Annotated in this window: 22 protein-coding genes and 3 tRNA genes; 12 read left to right on the forward strand and 13 right to left on the reverse strand. The window is 51.7% G+C overall.

From position 1 onward, the window contains the following. From dxs to ACR64Q_RS16175, 3 genes are all read left to right on the forward strand, one after another. Positions 1-1,863, forward strand: coding sequence for a 1-deoxy-D-xylulose-5-phosphate synthase (gene dxs / locus ACR64Q_RS16165; RefSeq protein WP_026602018.1), 1,863 nt, complete (start codon positions 1-3; stop codon positions 1,861-1,863). A gap of 127 nt (positions 1,864-1,990) precedes the next feature. Beyond that, positions 1,991-2,758 (forward strand): hydroxyacylglutathione hydrolase, encoded by a 768-nt coding sequence (gloB, locus tag ACR64Q_RS16170; protein WP_026602019.1) that lies wholly within the window; start codon positions 1,991-1,993, stop codon positions 2,756-2,758. Between the two features lie 85 nt (positions 2,759-2,843). Next, on the forward strand, positions 2,844-3,707 hold the full coding sequence (locus ACR64Q_RS16175; protein ID WP_020484929.1) for a glycosyltransferase family 2 protein: 864 nt from the start codon (positions 2,844-2,846) through the stop codon (positions 3,705-3,707). Between the two features lies 1 nt (position 3,708). On the opposite strand, the gene ACR64Q_RS16180 is transcribed toward ACR64Q_RS16175, so the two are convergent. From ACR64Q_RS16180 to ACR64Q_RS16225, 10 genes are all read right to left on the reverse strand, one after another. Beyond that, entirely contained in the window at positions 3,709-4,842 is a 1,134-nt protein-coding gene (locus ACR64Q_RS16180) for a methyltransferase (protein WP_026602020.1), read from the reverse strand. Positions 4,843-5,092: 250 nt separating this feature from the next. Beyond that, entirely contained in the window at positions 5,093-5,893 is an 801-nt protein-coding gene (locus ACR64Q_RS16185) for a TatD family hydrolase (protein ID WP_026602021.1), read from the reverse strand. Positions 5,894-5,940: 47 nt separating this feature from the next. Beyond that, complete coding sequence (locus ACR64Q_RS16190; RefSeq protein ID WP_020484926.1) at positions 5,941-6,294, reverse strand: PilZ domain-containing protein; 354 nt, start codon at positions 6,292-6,294, stop codon at positions 5,941-5,943. Positions 6,295-6,298: 4 nt separating this feature from the next. Next, entirely contained in the window at positions 6,299-7,300 is a 1,002-nt protein-coding gene (locus ACR64Q_RS16195) for a DNA polymerase III subunit delta' (RefSeq protein WP_026602022.1), read from the reverse strand. Then, the gene (tmk, locus tag ACR64Q_RS16200; RefSeq protein ID WP_026602023.1) at positions 7,293-7,925 is read right to left on the reverse strand and encodes a dTMP kinase; all 633 of its coding nucleotides are present in this window, start codon (positions 7,923-7,925) and stop codon (positions 7,293-7,295) included. Before tmk ends, ACR64Q_RS16195 begins: the two co-directional genes overlap by 8 nt. Next, on the reverse strand, positions 7,922-8,911 hold the full coding sequence (mltG, locus tag ACR64Q_RS16205; protein ID WP_026602024.1) for an endolytic transglycosylase MltG: 990 nt from the start codon (positions 8,909-8,911) through the stop codon (positions 7,922-7,924). The genes tmk and mltG overlap by 4 nt, the downstream gene beginning before the upstream one ends. Before the next feature lie 2 nt (positions 8,912-8,913). Then, positions 8,914-9,735, reverse strand: coding sequence for an aminodeoxychorismate lyase (pabC, locus tag ACR64Q_RS16210; RefSeq protein ID WP_313732442.1), 822 nt, complete (start codon positions 9,733-9,735; stop codon positions 8,914-8,916). A 27-nt stretch (positions 9,736-9,762) separates the two neighbouring features. Beyond that, complete coding sequence (gene fabF, locus ACR64Q_RS16215) at positions 9,763-11,007, reverse strand: beta-ketoacyl-ACP synthase II (protein WP_026602026.1); 1,245 nt, start codon at positions 11,005-11,007, stop codon at positions 9,763-9,765. A 90-nt stretch (positions 11,008-11,097) separates the two neighbouring features. After that, positions 11,098-11,331, reverse strand: a complete 234-nt coding sequence (acpP, locus tag ACR64Q_RS16220) for an acyl carrier protein (RefSeq protein ID WP_013820083.1) — start codon at positions 11,329-11,331, stop codon at positions 11,098-11,100. Between the two features lie 177 nt (positions 11,332-11,508). Further along, positions 11,509-12,441, reverse strand: coding sequence for a hypothetical protein (locus tag ACR64Q_RS16225; protein ID WP_020484920.1), 933 nt, complete (start codon positions 12,439-12,441; stop codon positions 11,509-11,511). A 171-nt stretch (positions 12,442-12,612) separates the two neighbouring features. On the opposite strand from ACR64Q_RS16225, the gene ACR64Q_RS16230 reads away from it, so the two are divergent. Then, on the forward strand, positions 12,613-13,299 hold the full coding sequence (locus ACR64Q_RS16230) for a VIT1/CCC1 transporter family protein (protein WP_026602027.1): 687 nt from the start codon (positions 12,613-12,615) through the stop codon (positions 13,297-13,299). A gap of 36 nt (positions 13,300-13,335) precedes the next feature. Here the strand turns inward: ACR64Q_RS16230 and draG are convergent, their stop codons facing one another. Then, positions 13,336-14,211: an ADP-ribosyl-[dinitrogen reductase] hydrolase gene (draG, locus tag ACR64Q_RS16235; protein ID WP_026602028.1), complete on the reverse strand. Its 876-nt coding sequence runs from the start codon at positions 14,209-14,211 to the stop codon at positions 13,336-13,338. Beyond that, a complete protein-coding gene (locus ACR64Q_RS16240) occupies positions 14,208-15,014 on the reverse strand; it encodes an NAD(+)--dinitrogen-reductase ADP-D-ribosyltransferase (RefSeq protein ID WP_026602029.1) in 807 nt (268 codons plus the stop codon). Before ACR64Q_RS16240 ends, draG begins: the two co-directional genes overlap by 4 nt. Positions 15,015-15,321: 307 nt before the next feature. Here ACR64Q_RS16240 and aqpZ point away from each other — a divergent pair, with 307 nt between their 5' ends. The 8 genes from aqpZ to ACR64Q_RS16280 all read left to right on the forward strand — a co-directional run bounded on the left by aqpZ (position 15,322) and on the right by ACR64Q_RS16280 (position 19,592). Next, positions 15,322-16,011 carry an aquaporin Z gene (aqpZ, locus tag ACR64Q_RS16245; RefSeq protein ID WP_020484916.1) on the forward strand — a complete coding sequence of 230 codons (690 nt, stop codon included), beginning with the start codon at positions 15,322-15,324 and terminating at the stop codon, positions 16,009-16,011. A gap of 177 nt (positions 16,012-16,188) precedes the next feature. Beyond that, positions 16,189-17,109, forward strand: a complete 921-nt coding sequence (locus ACR64Q_RS16250) for a DUF3616 domain-containing protein (RefSeq protein ID WP_313732443.1) — start codon at positions 16,189-16,191, stop codon at positions 17,107-17,109. 177 nt (positions 17,110-17,286) lie between these two features. Continuing rightward, positions 17,287-17,628 (forward strand): hypothetical protein, encoded by a 342-nt coding sequence (locus ACR64Q_RS16255; protein WP_152428975.1) that lies wholly within the window; start codon positions 17,287-17,289, stop codon positions 17,626-17,628. A gap of 20 nt (positions 17,629-17,648) precedes the next feature. Then, positions 17,649-18,050 carry a DUF6228 family protein gene (locus ACR64Q_RS16260; protein ID WP_152428974.1) on the forward strand — a complete coding sequence of 134 codons (402 nt, stop codon included), beginning with the start codon at positions 17,649-17,651 and terminating at the stop codon, positions 18,048-18,050. A 658-nt stretch (positions 18,051-18,708) separates the two neighbouring features. Next, positions 18,709-19,254, forward strand: a complete 546-nt coding sequence (locus tag ACR64Q_RS16265; protein ID WP_020484912.1) for a hypothetical protein — start codon at positions 18,709-18,711, stop codon at positions 19,252-19,254. A gap of 50 nt (positions 19,255-19,304) precedes the next feature. After that, positions 19,305-19,380 (forward strand) — tRNA-Gly (locus ACR64Q_RS16270). A gap of 49 nt (positions 19,381-19,429) precedes the next feature. After that, positions 19,430-19,503, forward strand: a tRNA-Cys gene (locus tag ACR64Q_RS16275). Positions 19,504-19,516: 13 nt separating this feature from the next. After that, a tRNA-Gly gene (locus ACR64Q_RS16280) sits at positions 19,517-19,592 on the forward strand. Between the two features lie 125 nt (positions 19,593-19,717). Here ACR64Q_RS16280 and ACR64Q_RS16285 read toward each other — a convergent pair. Beyond that, positions 19,718-23,644, reverse strand: a complete 3,927-nt coding sequence (locus ACR64Q_RS16285; protein WP_313732444.1) for a DUF3683 domain-containing protein — start codon at positions 23,642-23,644, stop codon at positions 19,718-19,720. Positions 23,645-23,694 lie beyond the last annotated feature (50 nt).

Genomic DNA, 23,694 nt, shown 5'->3' on the forward strand with positions numbered 1-23,694 from the left:
ATGAAACAGACTAACGAATTTCCGCTGTTAGAAACCATCCAGTCCCCCGCTGACGTTCGCGCACTCAAACCGGAACAACTCGAACCGCTGGCCGATGAATTGCGTCGCTATCTGACGCATACGGTCAGCATCTCCGGCGGCCATTTCTCGGCCGGCCTGGGTACGGTGGAACTGACGGTGGCGCTGCATTATGTGTTCGATACGCCGTCCGATCAGTTGGTGTGGGATGTGGGCCATCAGGCTTATCCGCATAAGATTTTGACCGGCCGCAAGGACAGAATGCCGACGATTCGGACTTTGGGTGGAGTGTCGGCGTTTCCCTGCCGCTCGGAGAGCGAGTACGACGCCTTTGGCGTGGGTCATTCTTCGACGTCGATCAGTGCCGCACTGGGGATGGCGATTGCCTCGCAGTTGCGCGGGGAAGACAAGAAGATGGTGGCGATCATCGGCGACGGGTCGATTACTGGCGGGATGGCTTACGAGGCAATGAATCATGCCGGCGATGTGAATGCCAATCTGTTGGTGATTTTGAACGATAACGATATGTCGATTTCGCCGCCGGTCGGGGCGATGAATAATTATCTGACTAAAGTGTTATCGAGTAAGTTTTATTCCTCGGTACGGGAAGAGAGTAAGAAGGCTTTGGCCAGTATGCCGTCGGTCTGGGAATTGGCCCGGAAGACCGAAGAACATGTGAAGGGCATGATTGTGCCGGGGACGCTGTTCGAGGAGTTGGGCTTTAATTATTTCGGGCCGATTGACGGTCACGATGTGGAGATGTTGGTTTCGACTTTAGAGAAGTTGAAGGATTTGTCGGGACCGGTGTTTTTGCACGTGGTCACGAAAAAAGGCAAAGGCTATGCACCGGCGGAGAAAGACCCCTTGGCCTATCACGGGGTGCCGGCCTTCGATCCGACTAAGGATTATTTGCCTAAAGCCGCACCGTCGCCGCATCCGACTTATACGGAAGTGTTTGGTAACTGGTTATGCGATATGGCTAAGCAGGATGAGCGGCTGCTGGGGATTACGCCGGCGATGCGCGAAGGTTCGGGTCTGGTGGCGTTTTCCCAGCAGTTTCCCAAACGCTATTTCGATGTGGCGATTGCCGAGCAGCATGCGGTGACCTTGGCGGCGGGTCAGGCCTGTCAGGGTGCCAAGCCGGTGGTGGCGATTTATTCGACGTTTTTACAGCGGGCGTATGATCAATTGATTCACGATGTGGCTTTGCAAAATCTGGATGTGTTGTTTGCGCTGGATAGAGCGGGCTTGGTGGGACCGGACGGTCCGACTCATGCCGGGGCGTTTGATTACAGTTATATGCGCTGTATCCCGAATATGCTGGTGATGGCGCCGGCCGACGAGAACGAGTGCCGGCAGATGCTGACCACCGGTTTCCATCACCCGGGACCGGCCTCGGTACGCTATCCGCGCGGTAAGGGGCCGGGGGCGACGGTCGACAAGGCTTTGACCGAGCTACCTATCGGCAAGGGCGAGATCAGACATCAAGGCAGCCGCATTGCGATTCTGGCCTGGGGCAGCATGGTCACACCGGCAGTGGAAGCCGGCAAACAACTGGGCGCCACGGTGGTGAATATGCGTTTTGTGAAACCGCTCGATGAAGCCTTGATTTTAGAGATGGCGAAAAGCCATGATGTCATCGTCACCGTGGAGGAAAACGTCATAGCTGGTGGCGCGGGTAGTGCGGTGAATGAGTTTTTACAGGCGCAACAGATTTTAATGCCGGTGTTGAATATCGGTTTGCCCGATCACTTCGTCGAGCAAGGCAGCCGCGAGGAATTGCTGGCGCTGTGCGGGCTGGATACGAAGGGTATCCTGGCGAAAATTCAGGCGGTTTGTGCGTAAATATCGGAAAGGCGTATCAGCTTTTAGCACTGACACGCCTTTCAGGTTAAGCAACCCGCGCTGCAATTTTAAAACGCGTGTGGGTAAGGTGTTAGATTTCGTTATTTAGCAACCTGGGGGTTATACCATGCTGAGCATTCTTCTCGTCCCCGCCTTAAACGATAATTATATTTACCTGCTACACGAACCAAACAGCGGCGAAACAGCAGTAGTCGATCCAGCTGTTTCCGCGCCAGTGGTTGATGCGCTTCAGCAGCAGGACTGGCAACTTGATTACATTTTTAACACCCATCACCACGGCGACCATGTTGGCGCCAATTTGCAACTCAAGCAACAAACCGGCTGCAAGATCGTTGGCTCGGCAGCAGACCAAGCGCGTATTCCGGGCATTGATATCATGCTTAGCGACGGGGATGTCGTAAAACTCGGCAATCAGAGCTTTCAGGTCATCGACACACCCGGCCATACCGTAGGGCATATCGTTTATTACAGCGCCGATAGTCAGGCTTTGTTTTGCGGCGACACTTTGTTTTCGCTCGGTTGCGGTCGATTGTTCGAAGGCAGCGCGGAACAGATGTGGTATTCGTTGCAAAAACTGAAAGCCTTGCCTGCCGAAACCCGCATCTACTGCGCTCACGAATATACCGCCGCCAATGGCCGTTTTGCGCTGTCGATTGACGCAGACAATCCACAATTACAGCAGCGCATTACGCAGGTTGTCGAATTGCGCAGACAAAATCTCCCCTCCATCCCATCTACTATTGGCCTTGAGCTGGCGACCAATCCCTTTTTTAGAGAACACGATACTGGCATTCGCCACAAGATCGACATGACAGAACAATCAGACTTAGCGGTTTTTAGGCAATTACGCCTTTTGAAAGACCAGTTTCAATAAGTCTGGCCCAGCTGTCGATAATATTTAATTCTGCTAGACTGTTTTCCACATTTCGGCATGTTTCCCTGCCAACCTTTGGATTTTCATGAATAATACCCCGTCGATCAGCATCGTAATCCCTGCGAAAAACGAGTCGAAAAATCTGCCGTCCTTTTTACCGATGTTGCACCTGCTCTATCCGGATGCGGAGATTCTGCTGATAAACGATGGCTCGACAGACGATACCGCCGCCATCGCGCGCGCGGCCGGTGTCACGGTTATTGATCATCCTTACAGCATGGGCAACGGCGCGGCTATCAAAACCGGCGCCAGACATGCAAAAAACGATATTTTGGTATTTATGGATGCCGATGGCCAACACGATCCCGGCGACATTCCGGCATTGCTTAACAAACTGAACGACGGCTATGACATGGTAGTCGGCGCCCGAAACGCCGGTAGCCACGCCTCGTTATTCCGACGTCTGGCAAATAACTTTTACAACAAACTGGCATCAATGATGACCGGACACAAAATAGAAGATCTTACCTCCGGATTTCGTGCAGCTCGGGCCAACAAATTCCGTAAATTTCTTTACCTATTACCCAACGGTTTTTCTTATCCAACCACCAGCACGATGGCATTTTTTCGTTCCGGCTTCCCGGTGGCGTACATTCCCATCCACGCCGGTAAACGTAGCGGCAAAAGCCATATCCGGCTGATGCATGACGGTTTTCGATTTTTTATTATTATCTTACGGATCGGGGTACTGTTCTCGCCGATGCGGCTATTTTTACCCATCAGCAGCATAGTGTTTAGCTTGGGCGCAGGCTATTACGGCTATACCTATTTTACGGAAAACCGGTTTACCAATATGAGCGCGGTACTGTTTTTGTCGTCTTTATTTATTTTTCTAATCGGCATTGTGTCCGAACAAATATCCTCACTGCATTATAAAAATATCGAATAACTCAGCTCTTTATACAGCTGAAAATCACGAATTTAGCATTGGCTGCGACCTGCCGGCAATTTCCGAACAGCTTCTTCAAGGGCAGATGGTAATTTAAATGGCGATTGCCGATTACCCGTAACTCACCGCCCTGACGCAAGACCTTATGCGCCTGCCGGAACATCTGCCAGGCAATATGATCGCCTATGGTGTGCTGTTGATGGAACGGCGGATTACAGACTATGCAGTCTGCACTGTTCTCCGGGTAATCGCTTAAACAATCGGCGACTAAAAAATCGGCCTGCCGACTATCGGCAAAAGCTGCCGCAAAATTTTCCCTGGCTGAGGCGATAGCCATAAACGATTCATCGATAAACCCAATTCGCGCGCTTGGGTTTTGTTTTGCCAACATCACGCCGACAATCCCATTGCCGCACCCCAAATCGATAAAATCGTAATATTCGGAATTCTGCGGTAGATGCTCTAATAAAAAACGCGTGCCTATATCCAGACTATCGCGGGAAAACACATTGGCATGATTACAAAACGTAAGATCGCTGTTCTCCAATGGATACCGCGTCGGGTAAGGGTTTGCAGGTAATTGCAGATTTGGATCCAACCGGGCAAAAATCAGTCGGGCTTTTTTTACCGCCAAGGAAGGTTGCGTAGGCCCGATCAAACGTTCCAGCAATATCCATGCGGTGGGCGGCAAACTCTTCACCATGCCGGCGGCTATCAGTTGGCAATCGGCTTTTAACAAAGGCTTGAGCGCGTGTAGCTGATATTCCAGCAACGCCAGAGTTTTGGGGATTTTAATCAGCAGGTAATCAATGCCGGCTTCCGGTAGCGACAAGCTATCCAGCAACCGCACTCGCTCGTGGTCAATGTCATTCAATGCCAGATTAATACGCGTCGCCTGCTGCGAAAGCCAGGAATCGGAAACGGCGGTTGGTCGATAAGCGCTTAGTGAAACCGCCAACGCGCCGAAGCTATCGTTGAGGATGACGATATTGGCATGCTCGGCAATGCCTGCGGCAGCCAATTGATTCAACAGATATTCGTCTGCGGCGTCCCACGCCCGCAACAATTCGTTTTTGCGAAACGGTAAGCGCTGGAGTTGAAAATTTCCTAGCGGACTAGCTAATTCCAGATCCATATTGCGAGAAAAATAACTTTGCTATAACCCAGGACATAAAAGGCAGATTGATGTAATGACGGCATTTCAAGGAATTATGTTAACCACCAGGCCAGCGACAATTTGCCACGCGGCAATATGCCACATTTTCAGGACTGTGCCGCTTCAGTAAACTGCAAGCAACTCTTGTATGCGCCCCGTTTGGGGAATGAGAGTTATACCCCACCTCTCTAAACGGCCGCTCCATCACACATGGGGCCGGCCGTTTTTTTTAGCTGGCCTGACGTAGCTTATCCGCCGAAGATCCGGCAAATAGGCGATAAAAGTTTTCGGTTGACTGCTCGGCAATAGCTTCGACAGAGGTCCCGCGCAAATCAGCAATATGTTCCGCCACATAGCGGACATAGGTCGGATAATTCGGTTTACCGCGATACGGCACCGGCGCGAGATACGGCGAGTCGGTTTCAATCAGAAAACGGTCGGCTGGTATTTTACGCGCCACATCCTTGATGGCTTCCGCGTTCTTGAAGGTCACGATGCCTGAAAAAGAGATATAGAAATTCAAATCCAAAGCTTTTTCCGCATACGCCCAATCCTCGGTAAAGCAGTGAATGATGCCCCCAACCTGATCCGCGCCTTCTTCCCGCAGCACATCCAAGGAATCGTGGCCAGCTTCGCGGGTATGTATAATTAAAGGCTTGTTGAGTGTCTTGGCTGCGGCAATATGGGTGCGAAACCGTTCAAACTGCCATTCCAGATCGCCTTCGCTACGAAAATAGTCCAGTCCCGTCTCACCAATGGCGATCACTTTTTCGTTATCGGCCAACTGTAGCAAATCATCTAGCGTGGGCTCACGCCCATCATGAACATTAGGATGCACGCCCACCGACAAGGAGATATCCGAATACGGCATGACTTGCTCCAGCATGGCCGGATAGGCTTCCATATCGATGGCAATACACAGCATATGCCGGACCTTGGCCGCGCGAGCCGCTTGCACAAAGGTATTGAAATCATTAGCGTAGGGCGCTAAATCGATACGGTCGAGATGACAGTGTGAGTCGATAAACATGAGTTTAGGAAAGTAAAGACAGCGGCAAAGCCCGCCCGCCAAACAGTTTACATGGTATGCGTGGAACGATCAGATTCTAATGCGCCAGCCAAATAGGTTTCAATTTTGTTACGCGCCGCACCGCCATCCTGATCACTAAATTGCACGCCAATGCCGGCTGCACGGTAGCCCTCGGCACCCGCCGGGGTCTTCCAGATAATTTTGCCGGCAATCGGCAAGCGCTCGGTTTCGTCCATTAAGTTCAGCAACATGAACACTTCCTCACCCATCTCGTATTCGCGCTTGGTCGGAATAAACAAACCGCCGTTTTTCACGAACGGCATGTACGCCGCATACAGCGCATTTTTATCCTTGATCGATAAGGACAAGATACCTTGTCTGGGTGCTGCTGATTCTGCCATACGCTTATTGTCTATTCAGTTGCGACCAACTAATCAATAGCTGCTCGACCATCAATTGTTTATTAAGTTGCGTGTTCAGTTGCGACTTGGTGGTAAGCACATTATCGTAAAACCGATATAGGCGTTTCAATTCTAGCCGCTCGGCAAGGGCTTGCAAGGCATTTTTCAGATCCGGATTGGCAAGCGCCGGCGATTCCGCCCGGTACGCGTATTTGACTATGTCCGCGACCCAGCTTGCCATCCACAGCAAAACCACTGCCAAATCGATTTTTTCCTGCTTTTGCCAGAGCTCGGCTACCGTCAACAAATTTTCCTTGCCTTGCGCAATCTGCAACCAAGCCTCGAAATACTGCTGCCTGAGCTGAATCATATTCTGTTCGGCGTAATGCTTAGCCAACAGCGGCGAGCCTTGGGCCAGTTTTAATAACAACTCGGTTTGTTCTCCGACACCCTGCTGCTGCAACCATAGCATCGCCAGTTCGCGCGCGGGCGTTGCGCAATCGATTTTCTGGCAACGGCTACGGATTGTCGCCGGCAATCGGCTCGGTTGCTCGCTGATCAACAACAAACAAGTCCGTTCGGTCGGCTCTTCCAGACACTTCAAAAACGCATTCGCCGAAGCTGTGTTCAATGCGTCAGCCGGCTGAATGATCACGACTCTATAGGCATGATCGTACTGAGGTTTCAAAGCCAGCTTCACAATCAGTTGCCTGATTTTATCGATACCGATGGCTTTGCCGGGTTCGTCGGGCGCTATCATCAAAAAATCGGGATTAGTTTGCGCATCGAATAAATTGCAACCGACACAATGACCGCACGCGCTAGCATCGGCTAACGGCGCGTGACACAACAAGGTCCGTGCATAATACTCGGCCAAATGCTGTTTGCCCTGCCCGACCGCACCGGAAAACAGCAAGGCTTGCGGGATGCGTTGCTGTTCGATATAACCGTGCAACTGCCGCCAGTTCTCGTGTTGCCAGGGATAAAGCCCGATTCGGCTAGGCATTAATGCCCCACAATCCCGCCAACTCGCGGCGCAATTGCTGCTGCACTTCGCTTAACGGTAAGCTGGCATCGATGATCTTATAGCGCTGCAAATCCGTGGCGGCGCGTTGTAAATACGTTTGCCGGACCCGGTCGAAAAACGCCAACTGTTCGGTTTCGAAGCGGTCCAACTCGCCTCTGTGCTTGGCGCGCAGCATACCGACTTCTATCGGCGCGTCGAACACAAATGTCAAATCCGGCCTCAGGGTACCTTGTACGGCTTTTTCCAACCAAGCGATGGTTTGCAGATCCATATTCCGGCCACCACCTTGGTAGGCATAGGTGGCATCAGTAAAACGGTCACACACCACCCACTGCCCTTGCTGCAAAGCTGGCAAAATCACCTGTTGAATATGTTGGGCGCGGGCCGCGAATACCAGCAACAACTCGGCCTGCTCGGTCAAACTTTCCGCTTGCCGTTCCAACAAAATCCCACGAATCTTTTCGGCAATGCCGGTGCCGCCCGGCTCACGCGTCAGCACGAAGGGAATACCCCGTTCTTCCAACAGTTGCTTGATAAATTGCAGATTGGTGGACTTGCCGACGCCTTCGCCACCTTCCAGCGTGATAAATCGTCCGCGTGTCATCGTTGATATTGATCGACGTATTTTTCGTGTTCCGCCAAGGTCGAAGAAAAGGCATGGCGGCCATTGCCGCGGGCGACAAAAAACAAGGCATCGCTATTATCGGGATGTAAAGCAGCAACGATGGCTTGCTTACCAGGCATCGCAATCGGTGTAGGCGGCAGTCCTTCGATGACGTAGGTGTTGTAGGGTGTATGTTCGCGCAAATCCTTATGCCGGATATCACCGTGGTAGTCATCGCCCATGCCGTAGATGACAGTCGGGTCGGTTTGCAACAACATGCCTTTCTTCAAGCGCCGAGCAAATACCCCGGCGATTTTTCTCCGCTCTTCGCCGGCGCCGGTCTCCTTTTCGACGATAGATGCCAAAATCAAAGCCTCGTACGGATTTTCCAACGGCACGCCATCGTCGCGCTTCTGCCATTCTTCGTTCAATACCGCTTGCATTCGATCGTGTGCGCGCTTCAGTAAATCGACATCGGAGGTGTTTTTTTCAAAGAAATAGGTATCGGGAAAAAACAAGCCCTCCGGATGATTCTTATCCGAGCCGATTTGCGCCATCAAGTCTTCCAGTTGGTTATCGGTCAGTGTGTGTTGCAGATTGGGGTTGTTCTTGATTGTGTTAAACACTTGCTTGAAGGACCATCCTTCCGGAAACGTAATCGAATACTTCCTGGTTTTACCGTCGGTCAATTGTTGCAGAATGTCAGCGGCGGTAGAACCTTTAGCCAACACATACTCACCCACCTTCAACAAATGGTCGAGATTTTTCCGATAGGCAAATAAACGAAACCATAAGCGATTTACCGTCACCTGCTGCGCACGCAGATTTTTCACCACCGATTCCAGCGTATCGCCTTTTTTAATTTCAATGACAGTTTCGGTCATTACCACCGGCTTTTTGAGAATCAGTTGATAGTGCATGCCGGCCCAAATCGACACCAAGCCCAATACCATTAATAATGTAAATGCGATGATGCTTCTGAACACTGCTATACCTCCGCCATGCGCGCTGTGCTGAGCAGATCTTGCAAACGCCGAGTGATAACACCGACCTTAAAAACTTGCCCTTCCAGCCGATTGATCGGCCAAATACCGATTACCGAGTTACTGACAAATAATTCGTCAGCTTGCAAAACGGCAGCTTGATCAATGGCTTGCTCAAATAACGGTAGTTTGATCCGCTGCGCGAACTCCATAATCAACTCTCGCACAATACCCGCGACGCCGCATTGTCCTAGCGGTGGCGTGTATAAACTGTCAGATTTAACCAGGAATAGGTTGCTCATCGTGCCTTCCACGACGTGATCTTGAGTATCCAGCATCAAACCCTCTTGAATCGCCGCGTCCTGCCATTCCGCTCGGGCTAAAATCTGCTCGAGTCGATTCATGTGCTTGATGCCGGCCAAGCTCGGGTTCAAAGACAAACGCTGGTCGCAAAAACGCGCGGCAATGCCGTCTGTTTGAAAGTGATGGGGGTAATCGGGATAAGGATGCAGTCCGAATAGTCTGGTAGGGATAATGTGATCGGGCTGCCGGTAACCGCGACCGCCGCTGCCGCGCGTCACCATCAACTTCAACACGGCTCGCTCGCTGGACTGGCTCAATTGCCGGGCTTCAGCGTCGAACAAGGCACTATCCGGCATCGGAATTAGCAGCCGGCGACAACCTTCGGCTAAGCGTTTTAGATGACGATCAAAAAACAGCGGCTTGCCCTGCAATACTTCGATGGTCTCGAACAGACCGTCACCGTATTGAAAACCTCGATCAGAAACATCGACACAGTGTCTGTGCTCGCCGTTTAATAAAAACATAGCCAGACACTGCGGAAGCGGAAGCGCTTATTGGTAACGTTTGAAAACCAGCGAACCATTGGTACCGCCGAATCCAAACGAGTTGGAAATGGCGACATCGATGCTCATGTTTCTGGCTGTATTCGGAACGTAATCCAGATCGCACTCGGGATCGGGATTTTCCAAATTGATGGTGGGCGGTGCAATTTGATGCTGAATAGCCAAGGCGGTCAATACCGCTTCGATACCACCTGCCGCGCCCAGCAAATGACCAATCATCGATTTGGTGGAGCTGACAGCCACTTTATAAGCCGAGTCGCCCAGCGCTAATTTCATCGCATGCGTTTCGCCAATATCGCCGGCCGGTGTCGAGGTACCGTGCGCGTTGATATATTGCACGTCTTGCGGATTCACTTTAGCGTCACGCATCGCATTGCGCATGCAGCGTGCCGCACCTTCGCCGCCTTCGGATGGCGAGGTGATGTGGTAAGCATCGCCGCTCATGCCGTAACCGACCAGTTCCGCATAAATTTTCGCCCCACGCGCTTTGGCGTGTTCCAGTTCTTCCAACACCACGACCCCGGCACCGTCACTGAGTACGAAGCCGTCACGGTCTCGATCCCAAGGCCGACTGGCGGTGGTCGGACTATCGTTACGACGCGACAAGGCTTTTGCCGAGGCAAATCCGCCCATCGCGGTCGGCGAGGTCGTGCAGCGTTCCGCGCCACCGGCGACCATCACATCGGCGTCGCCGTATTTGATCAATCTCGCCGCGTCGCCGATATTATGCGTACCGGTCGAACAAGCGGTGACGATGGCAAAGTTAGGGCCTTTCAAACCGTATTTGATCGACAGATTGCCGGAGATCATATTGATGATATTGCCCGGCACAAAAAAAGGCGAAATCCGTCTGGGACCACCCGCCACGTAGGTGGCATAGCATTCTTCAATACCGGTGATACCGCCAATACCGGCGCCGATGGCTACGCCGATGCGCTCGGCATTTTCTTCGGTGACTTCAAAACCGGAATCCTCAATCGCCTGGCAACCGGCAGCAATGCCGTAATGCACGAAGCCGTCCATGCGTTTGGCATCCTTATCGGCTATATAATCGCCGATATTAAAATTTCTGATGACACCGCCGAACGTCGTTGCAAAAGGGGATATGTCAAATGAATCGATCGGACTAATGCCGCTCTTCCCGTTGACAATGCCATCCCAGGTATCGGCAACATTATTGGCTAACGGCGTAATGGCGCCTAAGCCCGTTATAACAACTCGACGTGTGCTCACAGTAAACTACCGGTAAAAAAAGAAGACAACCAGAGAAGGGGGATAAACCGGCTAGTGGATGGAAACCACCCACTAACTTTTGGAAACAACTTACTGCAGATTGGCGTTGATATAATCGATAGCCAATTGGACTGTGGTGATTTTTTCAGCTTCTTCGTCTGGAATTTCGCATTCGAATTCTTCTTCCAGAGCCATGACGAGTTCAACTGTGTCTAAAGAATCAGCACCAAGATCGTCAACAAAAGACGCATCGTTCGCGATTTCTTCTTTTACGCCTAATTGTTCTGCGACAATCTTTTTTACTCGTTCTTCGATATTACTCATATTTTTTTCCTCGAACAATGCAAATGCCTGACTGCGAGCACTTACCTTATCTTTAGTGTTGTATTAATTGAATTTGCAATCTCGTCACTGGCCTTGCCTAACGACAGCGCGGATTATACTTTATGTTCCAAAAAATTCACAACATTCGCCCGCGACTAGGCGATTCGCGGCCTGAGGCTATGTCTTCCCGCTCAAATTTTTAATAATTTCTTCCAACGGCACCAAATTCAGTTTGATACGAAACAAAACCGCCTTGTTCTCCAACACCCCGAAACATTCGTAGGTGCGCAACATGATGCTGGTGTGATTCAGGGTTTTATCCGGAGACTCCGGCAATTGCTTAACCAGAATATGCAGCTTGTCGTTGTTTTTTAGCTTAGCCAAATGCACGCGATCGACCGATATGTCGTGCGAGGTATACACCATCGGATTGCGCTTGAAATCGTGGTTTTCCAGTTGCGCTTTCTCCAGCAAAGCGCCGGAAGTCAAACTGCAAGGAAACACTTCCGGATACTGTGCCACTTGCAACAACTCATCGAAATAGTCGGACTGCTCCGCAAACGAACCCGACAGAAAGTTCTTCACATTGCCGTTATTCATCCACTTACGCTTCAAAAAAAACTCGGTGCCGGGCACAACGGTTTTATCGGGTAGCGCATTTAAATCCGGCAGACCGCTTAAATCGGTATCCGCTAAAAACAAAGGCTGTTTCGTTTCTTTTTTATACCCGAGCAAGATGGTTTTACCTTGCGACTTGATCGCAATCCGATTGGTTAAAGTGAGTTCCGGTATCGTCGCGATGAGCGTCTTTTTGATATCCAGCGTCATTGCCTGCCGCGGCCGCAAGGCATTGACGAAGATGATCTGATAATTACTAAAACGCAGCTGATTGTCGGCGATAATCTGGTCTTCGTGATGCGCTTCCCGGTATAAGCGCATCTGATATTCGATCAGGGTATTCAACTGAAAGCCCAACACAATCGGGCCTTTAAACGGATTATGCGTGACCTGCAACCATTTATGCTTGTCATGAAACAGGTTGAAATCGTCGGACGCGTTGCGGGCGACTTCGATATGAATTTGTTCGAAAGTAAACGACTGGTCTTTCATCGATGGCCAATGACAGTAGATATTGACCGGCTATTCTAGGCCGATTGCGATAAATCAGAAAGTAACGCACCAAACTAGCCCATTCACAGCCGACAACAATACTCGGCCTAGACCGGAAAATCAGGTTACTATCCAAGCATATCCTCACTTACTTGGGCAACGAGAAGCCGCATGCATATCGAAAGACATAAAAATCACCGCATTGGCTGGCTACGGGCGGCCGTGCTGGGCGCCAACGACGGCATAGTGTCCACTGCCAGCCTGATTTTGGGCGTCGCGGCAGCCGGCGTGGATGCCAAACATATCTTGATCGCCGGCATTGCCGGCCTGGTAGCCGGCGCGATGTCCATGGCCGCCGGCGAATACGTCTCGGTGTGCTCGCAAGCAGACACCGAACACGCCGACCTGGAGCGCGAACGCCGGGAACTCGCCGCCTATCCGGAACACGAGCATGAGGAAATGACCGCAATCTATGTAGAACGCGGCCTGGACGAAGCGCTGGCCGCCGAAGTTGCCCGCCAGCTGATGGCACACGACGCGCTTGGCGCGCATAGCCGCGACGAACTTGGCATTACCGACACCTCCACCGCCCGCCCGGTGTTGGCAGCATTTTCATCGGCTGGCAGTTTTTCCGTTGGGGCAATATTGCCTTTATTGCTGGTGTTGTGGACGCCGGCACCCGTATTGATTTGGGCCGTAGCCGGCGGCTCCTTGCTGCTGTTGGTATCGCTAGGCGCCCTATCCGCCCGCGTTGGCGGCGCTTCAATGTTGATTGCTGGATTGCGCGTCAGCTTTTGGGGCGCGTTGGCCATGGGCTTGACCGCTGGAGTTGGGGCTATATTTGGGGTGGCCGCCTGAGACAAACCAAGCCGAAAAGTGTATCCGGGGATTTGCTCAGTTAGTCATTTGCAAAAGTGCCGTCACTTGCTGACGTATTTGCTCTGCTAACTCACCATCCAACCGTTCCAACCACTGCTCAGGAATCCGCTCCAATCCATACTTCGCACCCGCCAACATCCCCGCCAAGGCGCCGGTGGTATCGGCATCGCCGCCTTGATTGACTGTGGCGATCAGGCAAGATTCGAAGCTGTCGGTGTTGAAAAAATGATGCAGCACCGTCTGTACGGTATCGACGATGTAGCCCGAGGCTTTGCCCGGATACGGATTGTAGGCAAATTCGCTGTGCTGATTGATCAAGTGTTCGGCTTCCAACAAACAGGCCTCAAGGCCTTGCCCGTGAATCAATCGATTGGTCATTCGCCCCAATGCCAGGGTCGCGGCATCGGACAACGAGTTGTGATGCGTGATGTGACTCTGCTCCAGGCTCCAAACTTCGAAATCGTCCGGCCGGTCCAAAGTTGCCAGCACCACCGGCAAATTGCGCATGCAGGCACCGTTGCCGGCATCATCTTCTCGCGGCAAGCCCACCAATAAACCTTTGTCGCGATATCGCAGGATGCCGCGACGGCAAGTGTTGCCGACATCCGGCGGATCACTTGCCAGCCAAGCCAAAAAATTGTCGGCTACCGCCCGCAAATTCCAGCCTTGCTGATCGATGATGGCTTCCCCCAAGGCCAAGGACATTTGCGTATCGTCGGTGACTTGCCCAGGCTCCAAGCCGAGCCAGCCGCCACCTATCATTTCGGTATGCACGCCGTAACGTTTCTGGATTTGCTTCGGCGACATGAATTCCACCGTCGCGCCCAATGCATCGCCGCAAGCAAAGCCCAAGTAAGCCCCCAAAGCCCGATTCATTAACTGCTCGTTCATCGCTGCACCTTTACTCGATAATCGCCACCAATCACTAAGTATTCGCCCTCCCCACGCAAAGCGTGATGCGGCAGCAGGTCGCTAAAAAACACCAGTTTCACCATCGGCACCTCCACTTCTAATATATACCCGCCAAATTCGCTGGCGATATTAGGGCGGTCGGTAAACGACACAATACTGTTGAGGCGGACGATTTTATGCTGTTTGTCTTGCTCGGTAACGACCCAATCGTCCAGGGCATTGACGCCGCGATACAGAGTTTTATGGGTTGCAGCCGGCACCTGAAAACGCTCTATCACCCATTGGCAAAACTCGTAGAGCAAATCCAACTGCATATAGATGCAATTGTTGTGATAGCGGCTGTTCATCTTTTCTTCAATGTAGACAATCCAGTCCTTGCTCATAAAACTGCTGATCTGCTGCTTATGGTAGCTGGGAAACAAACCGAAGCGACTCTCCACCCAACCCTTCAACACCGCGCCCTGCGCATTATTGGAATCCAGCCCCCAATCCTGAATCAGGCGCAGATAACTGTTGCGATACCGGCGCCGGCCCTCGGCATCGTCGCGCAAGCGCTGCTCGGTTTCGAAACCGAATACCACGCACATATAATCTTGAAAGATCCGCCCGCACTCGGCCAACGTGGCTTGGCCGGCCAACTGTTCGAACAGTCCGGGTGCCGACTCCCGGGTACCGGCGATATGTAAGGGCTTGGGATAATCATTGAATAGATGACTGGCCATACAAGCGGTCGCCATGCCGATCAAATTGGTACTGTGGCCGTGTTGGGAAATATCGGGCATGGATAAACCGGCAAGAATGACAGGCAAGGTGATAAACCCTAATTTTCACATCGAATAGGGAAATTAGCCATACAGAACAGACTTGCCCGGACTAATTCTTCGGTAATTTTTGACGCCACAAAACCCACTATCTTCCACGCAACCGAGTCGCTAGCCAAAAATAGCAAGCACCAAGCAAGAATCTAGCCGTTTTTTGTGATTGACATCACACAAAGACACAGAATACAGTGCGCTAGCCGATTGATTATTAAACAAAAAACAAGTGATCGATGACAGGCACAACAATAACAACACACAGGAGAGTCATATGAAAAAATATGTTGCCGAGTCCTTTGGGACATTTTGGTTAGTTCTTGGTGGCTGCGGAAGTGCGGTATTGGCGGCGGCGTTTCCGAATGTGGGCATTGGCTTGCTCGGCGTTTCACTGGCGTTCGGTTTAACGGTATTGACCATGGCCTATGCCATCGGCCATATTTCCGGTTGCCATCTCAATCCGGCGGTGTCGGTTGGCTTGTGGATGGGCGGTCGCTTTCCAGCCAATCAATTGTTGCCTTACATCGTCTCGCAGGTGATCGGTGCGATTGCCGCCGGCGGCGTCTTGTATTTAATCGCCAGCGGCAAGGCCGGCTTTGATGTGGCGGCGGGATTTGCCTCCAACGGTTACGGCGAACATTCGCCAGGCGGCTACTCCTTGTTATCCGCACTGATTACCGAAGTGGTGATGACCATGATGTTTTTACTGATCATCCTTGGTGCCACTGACACCCGCGCCCCAGCCGGCCTGGCGCCTGTCGCGATTGGCTTGGGCCTGACATTGATTCACCTGATCAGCATTCCGGTCACCAACACTTCAGTCAATCCAGCGCGCAGCCTGGGTGTGGCGGTTTACGTCGGCGACTGGGCCTTGGCGCAACTCTGGCTATTCTGGCTGGCACCGATTATTGGCGCGGTTTTAGGCGCGTTGGTTTATCGCTTTATCGGCAGCCCAGACGAGTAAATTCCGAGCTTAGTTCAGCGCAGATCAGCAACCCTTCATCATTCCCGCGAAGGTGGGAATCCATTGTGGCACCGGGGCTCCCGCCTGCGCGGGAGCGACAATATTAGGGCCGGATTAATTCAGGCATCGCCGACTGGCCACCTATCTTGAAATCAAAATTTCGCCAGCGATTCCGATATGGATATAAAAACCTACAAAGGCCGATCGAATGTATCCGGCGCCATTGCCCTAAATGACCGTTACTTCATCGTTGCGGACGACGAAGACAACGAACTCAGCGTATTCGACAAACACGCAGAAAAAGCCCTAAAGCCGGCAATTGCCCTGTCAGAAGTTTTCGATGGCGAAATCAAAGACGGCAAGCATCAGGAAATCGATCTGGAAGGCGGCGCGCGCATTGGCGAGGTCTATTTCTGGATAGGCTCGCACAGCACCAATAGCGAAGGCGACGAACGACCGGCTCGGCGGCGCTTATTCGGCATCCATCTAACCGAAGACGAACCGGGTAATTTCAGCGCCCAGCGTTATGGTTCGATTTATACCCAATTGATTAACGATCTAAAGCAGGACAAACGCTTTGCTCGCTATAACTGGGAGCAAGCCGAGCGCATACCACCCAAAGGCAAAGGCGGCTTAAGCATAGAAGGCTTGGCAGCCACACCGGAACATGGATTATTGATCGGCTTTAGAAACCCGCTAGCCGGCGGCAACACCGAAAACGGCTACCTAAAAAACGGCAAAGCCATCCTGGTACACTTACTCAATCCATTGGCACTGCTACAAGGCCAAGCCGCGCAATTCGCCGAGCCAATAGAATTGGATTTAGACGGCTTAGGCATCCGCGACATCGCCTGGCACCAAGACCACCTATACCTAATCGTCGCCGGACCTTTCCATGCTAACGAAAAGCGGCTGGAGAAACATTGGTTGTATTTATGGGATAGTGCTTCAGGAGAGCTGGAGCGGCTGGAGCATATCGATCTGGGAGATTTGAATATCGAAGCAGCGTTCTTTTTTCCGAGCCAGAATGATCGTGTCGAATTGCTAACTGACGATGGCGCAAAGAAGGAATTTCAATGCATTTCGGTGACGCTTTAGCCAAAACCGGCTTTATCAAACAGACCTTAGAAGCTAAGCATAAACAGTATTCTTTCTCCTGAATCGGGACGAAGGATTCAAATCTGCTCTGCAATTCTGTTAGGATTAAAACCTTGTATTACCTGCCTGAAATAGGCACACAGAAATCCTAAATTACTAGTTAGGCAATTTGAAACGATGTTTTCACTTAGAACATTAACTTGGTTTTGTTTGCTTGTTAGCGGTTATGCTAGCTTGTGGTTATTTGTCATCGGCCCAGGCCCGCTCATTACAAGCTTTTTATTTTACACAATGGGCTTGTTTTTCATTCCTGCATTTTTGCTGCAAATATTTGGCGCACCTATGTTTATAGATGATGGCATTTTTCCTACCCCAACTACAGTTGGCTGGGTAATTACAAGTATATTTGCCACCATTGTTTTTTGGCTTATAGCATGGGGCTTTGCACGCCTAACCCAACGATTAACCGGAACTAGAGCTAGCAGGAGGTTACGCGATAAAGCCGGGCCAGCCGGTTAACTCAGAGCGTCGCGATTAATATGAACTCTGTTTCAATTAAATCATGCGATAACTCCACTACATTGAGCTTTCGGCTGTTGGGAAGCACAAGCGATGCAATTGATTTTGTTGCTTCGATTTCTGGCGCGCCGTTCATTGGAGAAGTTCAATCAACAACATATTTTTCGGGCCCACCTAGTCTCCTATTCCGAGAAATGGCTGAATCATGGAAAGGATGGAAAGGTGAGAAGGTATGGTCCGCACTCGACGGCGAACTCTATCTCTCTGCGGCGACCACATCCCTTGGTCACGTCACTTTGAAAATTGAAATGACGGAGCAATCTGCTGATTTTAAACTTTATGCATCTCTTGGTTTAGAGGCGGGGCAATTAGAGGATATATACAACGATATTGCGTCCGTATTCCCACTAAATGACCTTTAGTTCTTAGTGCACCCTACAGACTGGTTGGAGCAATAGCGGAAACCCAAAGCGAGCGATGAATTTGGGGGCGGTTCTGTCCCATATGCCGCGCCGAGTACCGGAGCTTTTGATAGGAATCGCCCGCTAGGGGTGCGGCATGGATGCCGCACGTTGCCGAAGGGACAGGAAGCCCCTTTCGGCAACCCCTATCAAAAGCGAGGAACGCAGGGGAAAAGCGGCTTCCGGGCCGCCTTTTCTTTGGATACTTTCTTTTGGCGGAGCAAAAGAAAGTATCTCGCCCGCCGGTGCGAGAACCGGCCTTAAATCAAGGCTCGCGAAAGCGAAACATCATCCAAACAAACCTACACACCCCGCGTGGGCACAAAGCTCGCGCCCGCGCCAACAAAGCCAACGTAGACCCGAGCACCACAACAACCGCAACCAAAAAATTTGGATTTAAACTAACAACGCCGACTTCGATAATTGCATAGCCAAACACTATCCAAAGACAGCAAACCAGCAGCCCTATCAGCTTTTTTATCCCAGCTTGTTCATTTTTGCTACAGTTCCCCTTAAGATACGACTAAATAACTAAAAAATGAATGCTTGAAATGTTCGAACGGCGTGGTAACTTTAGCCACTTAACCATAATAATAACTAGCTTAAGAGGAAACATCGCATGAGCCTTGACGAAAACAACAACGAGACCGAAGCCCAAAATCAAGCTGAAGAGCCTAAGCAACCGGAAACAGCTCCAGCCTCTGATTCCGCCGCCGCGGCGAAAGATGCGGCCGGCAATATTATCGCTAACCTGCTGGCCCTGAAAGAATCCAACCCTAAAGTATTTTTTGGCGGTGTCGGCGCAGTTGCATTGATCGTGGTAGCCGTGTTTATGGGCGGCGGGTCTGATGCCAAATTGCCGGTTCACCAAGCGAAAGCCATGGTCCCCGGACAAAACTACGTGTTGAAAAGCCCCAATACTTACGATCCTAATGCAACTGTCAGATTAGTCGCTGTCCCCGGCTCCATGGCGGCTTACGATGATACCGAAGAAAATGATCGTGACGGCGCGTGCAAACACATGCCGCTTAATACTCCTGTCAAACTGATCCAAGCTCAGGCAGATACTACCGATAAAAATGTTCTGTGGGCTGAAGTAGAGATCACTGAATCCGGCGAATGCCAAGGCCGAAAAGCCTGGACTTCGGCAATAAACCTGCAATAACTGTTGACACAAAAAAATATCTTTTTATAATAGGCAGGATAGTAAGCCAAGCGGGAATAGCTCAGTTGGTAGAGCACGACCTTGCCAAGGTCGGGGTCGCGAGTTCGAGTCTCGTTTCCCGCTCCAAATTTAAAAAGCCGCGGCAAATCGCGGCTTTTTTTATTGTCCCTATAAAGGCTGCGTAGCAAAATGGTTATGCAGCGGCCTGCAAAGCCGTATATACCGGTTCGATTCCGGTCGCAGCCTCCATTACTATATTTTTGCGGGAATAGCTCAGTTGGTAGAGCACGACCTTGCCAAGGTCGGGGTCGCGAGTTCGAGTCTCGTTTCCCGCTCCAAATTTAAAAAGCCGCGATTTATCGCGGCTTTTTTATTGTCCGAAGGTAAGTACATTCCTCATCATCGACAAATCAGAAAGCAGAGCCGACTGAAAAATCAGCCGGCCGCCATCGACAACACTACATCACACCAAAACCCGCTCAATACCACCTTTGCTGACCCGATCCAGATACCCGGTCATCCAGTTATCACCCAATACATGTTTGGCGATTTCCACGACAATGTAATCGACTTCCATCTGCTCAACTTCGTCTTCGAAACGCTGCAAACCTTGCATGCACGACGGACAGGAGGTCAACATTTTCACCGCGCCGTCGTAGCCATCGGCCCGTAATTTAGCGGTATCTTTCTGTAATTCTTCCGCCTTGCGAAAACGAATCTGCGTGGAAATATCCGGCCGTGCCACTGCCAAGGTGCCCGACTCGCCGCAACAGCGCTCGGATTTGGCGACCGGCGCACCGATCAACTGATTGACCACTTTCATCGGATCTTGCTGTTTGAACGGACTATGACAAGGGTCGTGATAGAGATAACGCGCACCATTCACGCCTTCCAGCCTGACGCCTTTTTCCAGCAGATATTCGTGAATATCGATCAAGCGGCAACCGGGAAAAATTTTCTCGAATTCGTAATCCTGTAACTGGTCCTGGCAAGTACCACAACTAACCACCACGGTTTTGATATCCAAATAATTCAGCGTATTGGCGACACGATGAAACAATACGCGATTATCGGTGGTGATTTTCTGCGCCTTATCGAACTGGCCGCCAGCGCGTTGCGGATAGCCGCAGCACAAATAGCCGGGCGGCAATACGGTTTGCACCCCAATCTCGTACAACATGGCCTGCGTCGCCAAACCGACTTGCGAGAACAAACGCTCTGAACCGCAGCCGGGGAAATAAAACACCGCTTCGGAATCGGTCCGGGTTTTAGCGTGATCGCGAATGATGGGCACGATTTGTCCGTCTTCGATGTCCAGCAACGCCCGCGCCGTTTTTGTCGGCAAATCGCCAGGCATTTTCCGATTCATGAAATGAATCACCTGTTCGCGCACCGGCGGCTTGCCGACCGTGGCCGGCGGCTGGGCGATCTGCGCTTTGCTCCACGGTTTCAACAGCGTATTGCCGATGCGCTGGGCCTTGTAAGTCCATTCGATCATCGCCGTGCGCATCGCCTTGACCGTGTTCGGGCTGGATGCGGTCAAAAACGCGATGGCCATGGTTTTAGCCGGATTGAAACTTTGTTTACCCATCTTGCGCAGCAGATTGCGCATATTCATCGACACATCGCCGAAATCGATGTCCACCGGACAAGGATTGAAGCACTTGTGGCAAACCGTGCAATGGTCGGCAACGTCTTCAAACTCTTTCCAATAGGTAATCGAAATCCCGCGCCGGGTTTGTTCTTCGTACAAAAACGCTTCGATCAATAACGACGTCGCCAGAATTTTATTGCGCGGCGAATACAACAAATTGGCCGGCGGCACATGCGTTGAACAAACCGGCTTGCATTTGCCGCAGCGCAGACAATCCTTCACCGAATCGGAAATCGCGCCGATGTCGCTCTGCTGCATGATCAGCGATTCGAAACCCATCAAACTGAACGAGGTAGTGTAAGCGGAGCGCAAATCCGCACCCGGCATCAACTTGCCGCGATTGAAACGGCCTTCCGGATCGATACGGTTTTTATAAGCATGAAAATCTGCTAATTCATCTTCGGTCAAGAACTCGTACTTGGTGATGCCAATACCGTGCTCGCCGGAAATCGCCCCGCCCAGCGAACGCGCCAAAGCCATAATCCGCGCCACGGCGGCATTGGCTTCTTGCAACATTTCGTAATGATCGGAGTTGACCGGCAAATTCGTATGCACATTGCCGTCGCCGGCGTGCATGTGTAAAGCCACGAACACTCGGCCGCGCAATATCTCTTTATGCAAAGCCTCGACACGCTCGACGATGGGCCGGAAATTATCGCCTTCAAAAATTTCCCGCAGGCGTGGTAGTAATTCCTGCTTCCACGACACCCGCAGCGAGTAATCCTGCAAGCGATGAAACAGAACCGGCTCGGCGGCGCGATTGCTGAGTTCGCCGACCTGAATACTGTGTGACTCGAAGGCTTTTTCGGCTTCTGCCAACGGTAAATCCAGACTGTCGTATATCCATTGCCAACGCGCTTTTACCGTGCCCACCGCATCCAAAGCCAAGGCCCGACGCTCGTCCAGCAATTCGGACTTATTCACGCCTTCTTCATAGGCCCGCAACGGCAGATCGCCGCTCAGCAATTCGGTTAAGGCCTGGCATAGGCGCAATTTATTGTTTAGCGACAATTCGATATTGATACGCTCGATACCATCGCAATAGTCGCCCATGCGCGGCAAGGGGATCACCACATCTTCGTTGATTTTAAAGGCGTTGGTATGTCTGGCAATCGCCGCTGTCCGACCACGATCCAGCCAGAATTTTTTACGGGTTTCCGGATTGACGGCAATAAAGCCCTCGGCTCCGCGCGCATTGCATATTCGCACGACTTCCGACGCCGCCATGGCCACCTGATTTTCGTCGTCGCCAACGATGTCGCCGATCAGCACCATCTTCGGCCTGCCGTGGCGCTTGGCTTTGGTGGCATAGCCCACTGCTTTCACATAGCGCTCGTCCAGATGCTCCAAACCCGCCAACATGACCCGATTGGCGCCTTCTTTCGGCAAATCAGCCAGATAATCGCGAATCTCGACTATCGATGGCACGGCTTCCCGCACCTGCCCGAAAAACTCCAGGCAAAACGTACGGCTAACCGGCGGCATTTCATGCAGAATCCAGCGCGCGGAGGTGATGATGCCGTCGCAACCTTCTTTTTGAATCCCCGGCAGACCACCAAGAAACTTGTCGGTCACATCCTTACCCAGCCCGGTCTTGCGGAAAAAACTGCCGGAAATTTCCAGCGTTTCTTCACCCAGCAATTGTTTACCGCTGGCATCGAAACGTTTCAACAAAAACCCGGCTTTGTCTTGTTCGTGGATCTTGCCCAGATTGTGATTCAGGCGCTCGACTTCCAACCAATTGCCGTCCGGCGTCACCATCCGCCAGGAAGCCAGATTATCCAGAGCAGTCCCCCATAGCACAGCTTTTTTACCACCGGCGTTCATCGCAATATTACCGCCGATACAAGATGCATCGGCAGAAGTTGGATCGCAGGCGAACACCAAACCGGCCTGTTCGGCGGTTTCCATTACTCGTCTGGTGACTACACCGGCACCGGTGTGGATCGTCGCATACGAACACTCCACGCCCGGCAATAGCGTATGTCGATCCACCGGCCCCATCGCCAACAGCTTTTCGGTATTGATCACTGCGGAATAAGCATTGAGAGGCACCGCGCCGCCGGTGTAACCCGTACCACCACCGCGGGGGATGATAGTCAGGCCAAGTTCGATGCAGCCGCGCACCAAATGCCCGACTTCGTCTTCGGAGGTCGGGTACAGCACCACAAACGGATACTCCACCCGCCAGTCGGTGGCGTCGGTAACGTGACTGACGCGGGCGAAGCCGTCGAAGCTAATATTATCTTTACGAGTGTATTGCGACAACAGCGTCAGCACGCTGCGGCGCAATTGCGCAGTGCGTTCGAAATGGGCTTCGAATTCATTCACCGCCTGATGGGCCGCGGCGATCAATTGCCCCACGCGCTCGGCCCGCTCGGCGTGTTGGTTCTCCAACTCAGTTTGTCGGCCTTCCATCTGCCCCAAACGATGCCGCAAGGCTTGCAGCAAGGCGCGCCGCCTTTTGCCATTGTCGAGCAAGTCGTCTTCGAGATAAGGATTGCGTTGCACAGCCCAAATGTCGCCCAATACTTCGTAAAGCATCCGCGCGGAACGCCCGGTGATCCGCTCGTCGCGTAACGAATCAAGCACCCCCCACATGTCTTCGCCCAGCAGGCGAATTACGATCTCGCGATCGGAAAACGAAGTGTAGTTATAAGGAATTTCCCGCAGTCGCGCGGGCGTTGCATCATCGGATACTGGGAATAATTGGGAAGCCACTGGCAATCGGCGCATAGGAAGTCATAATGCGCCGAATTCTAGCATGGCAGCGGGTAGCGCATGAT

Source organism: Methylomonas sp. 2F7, assembly GCF_057126975.1.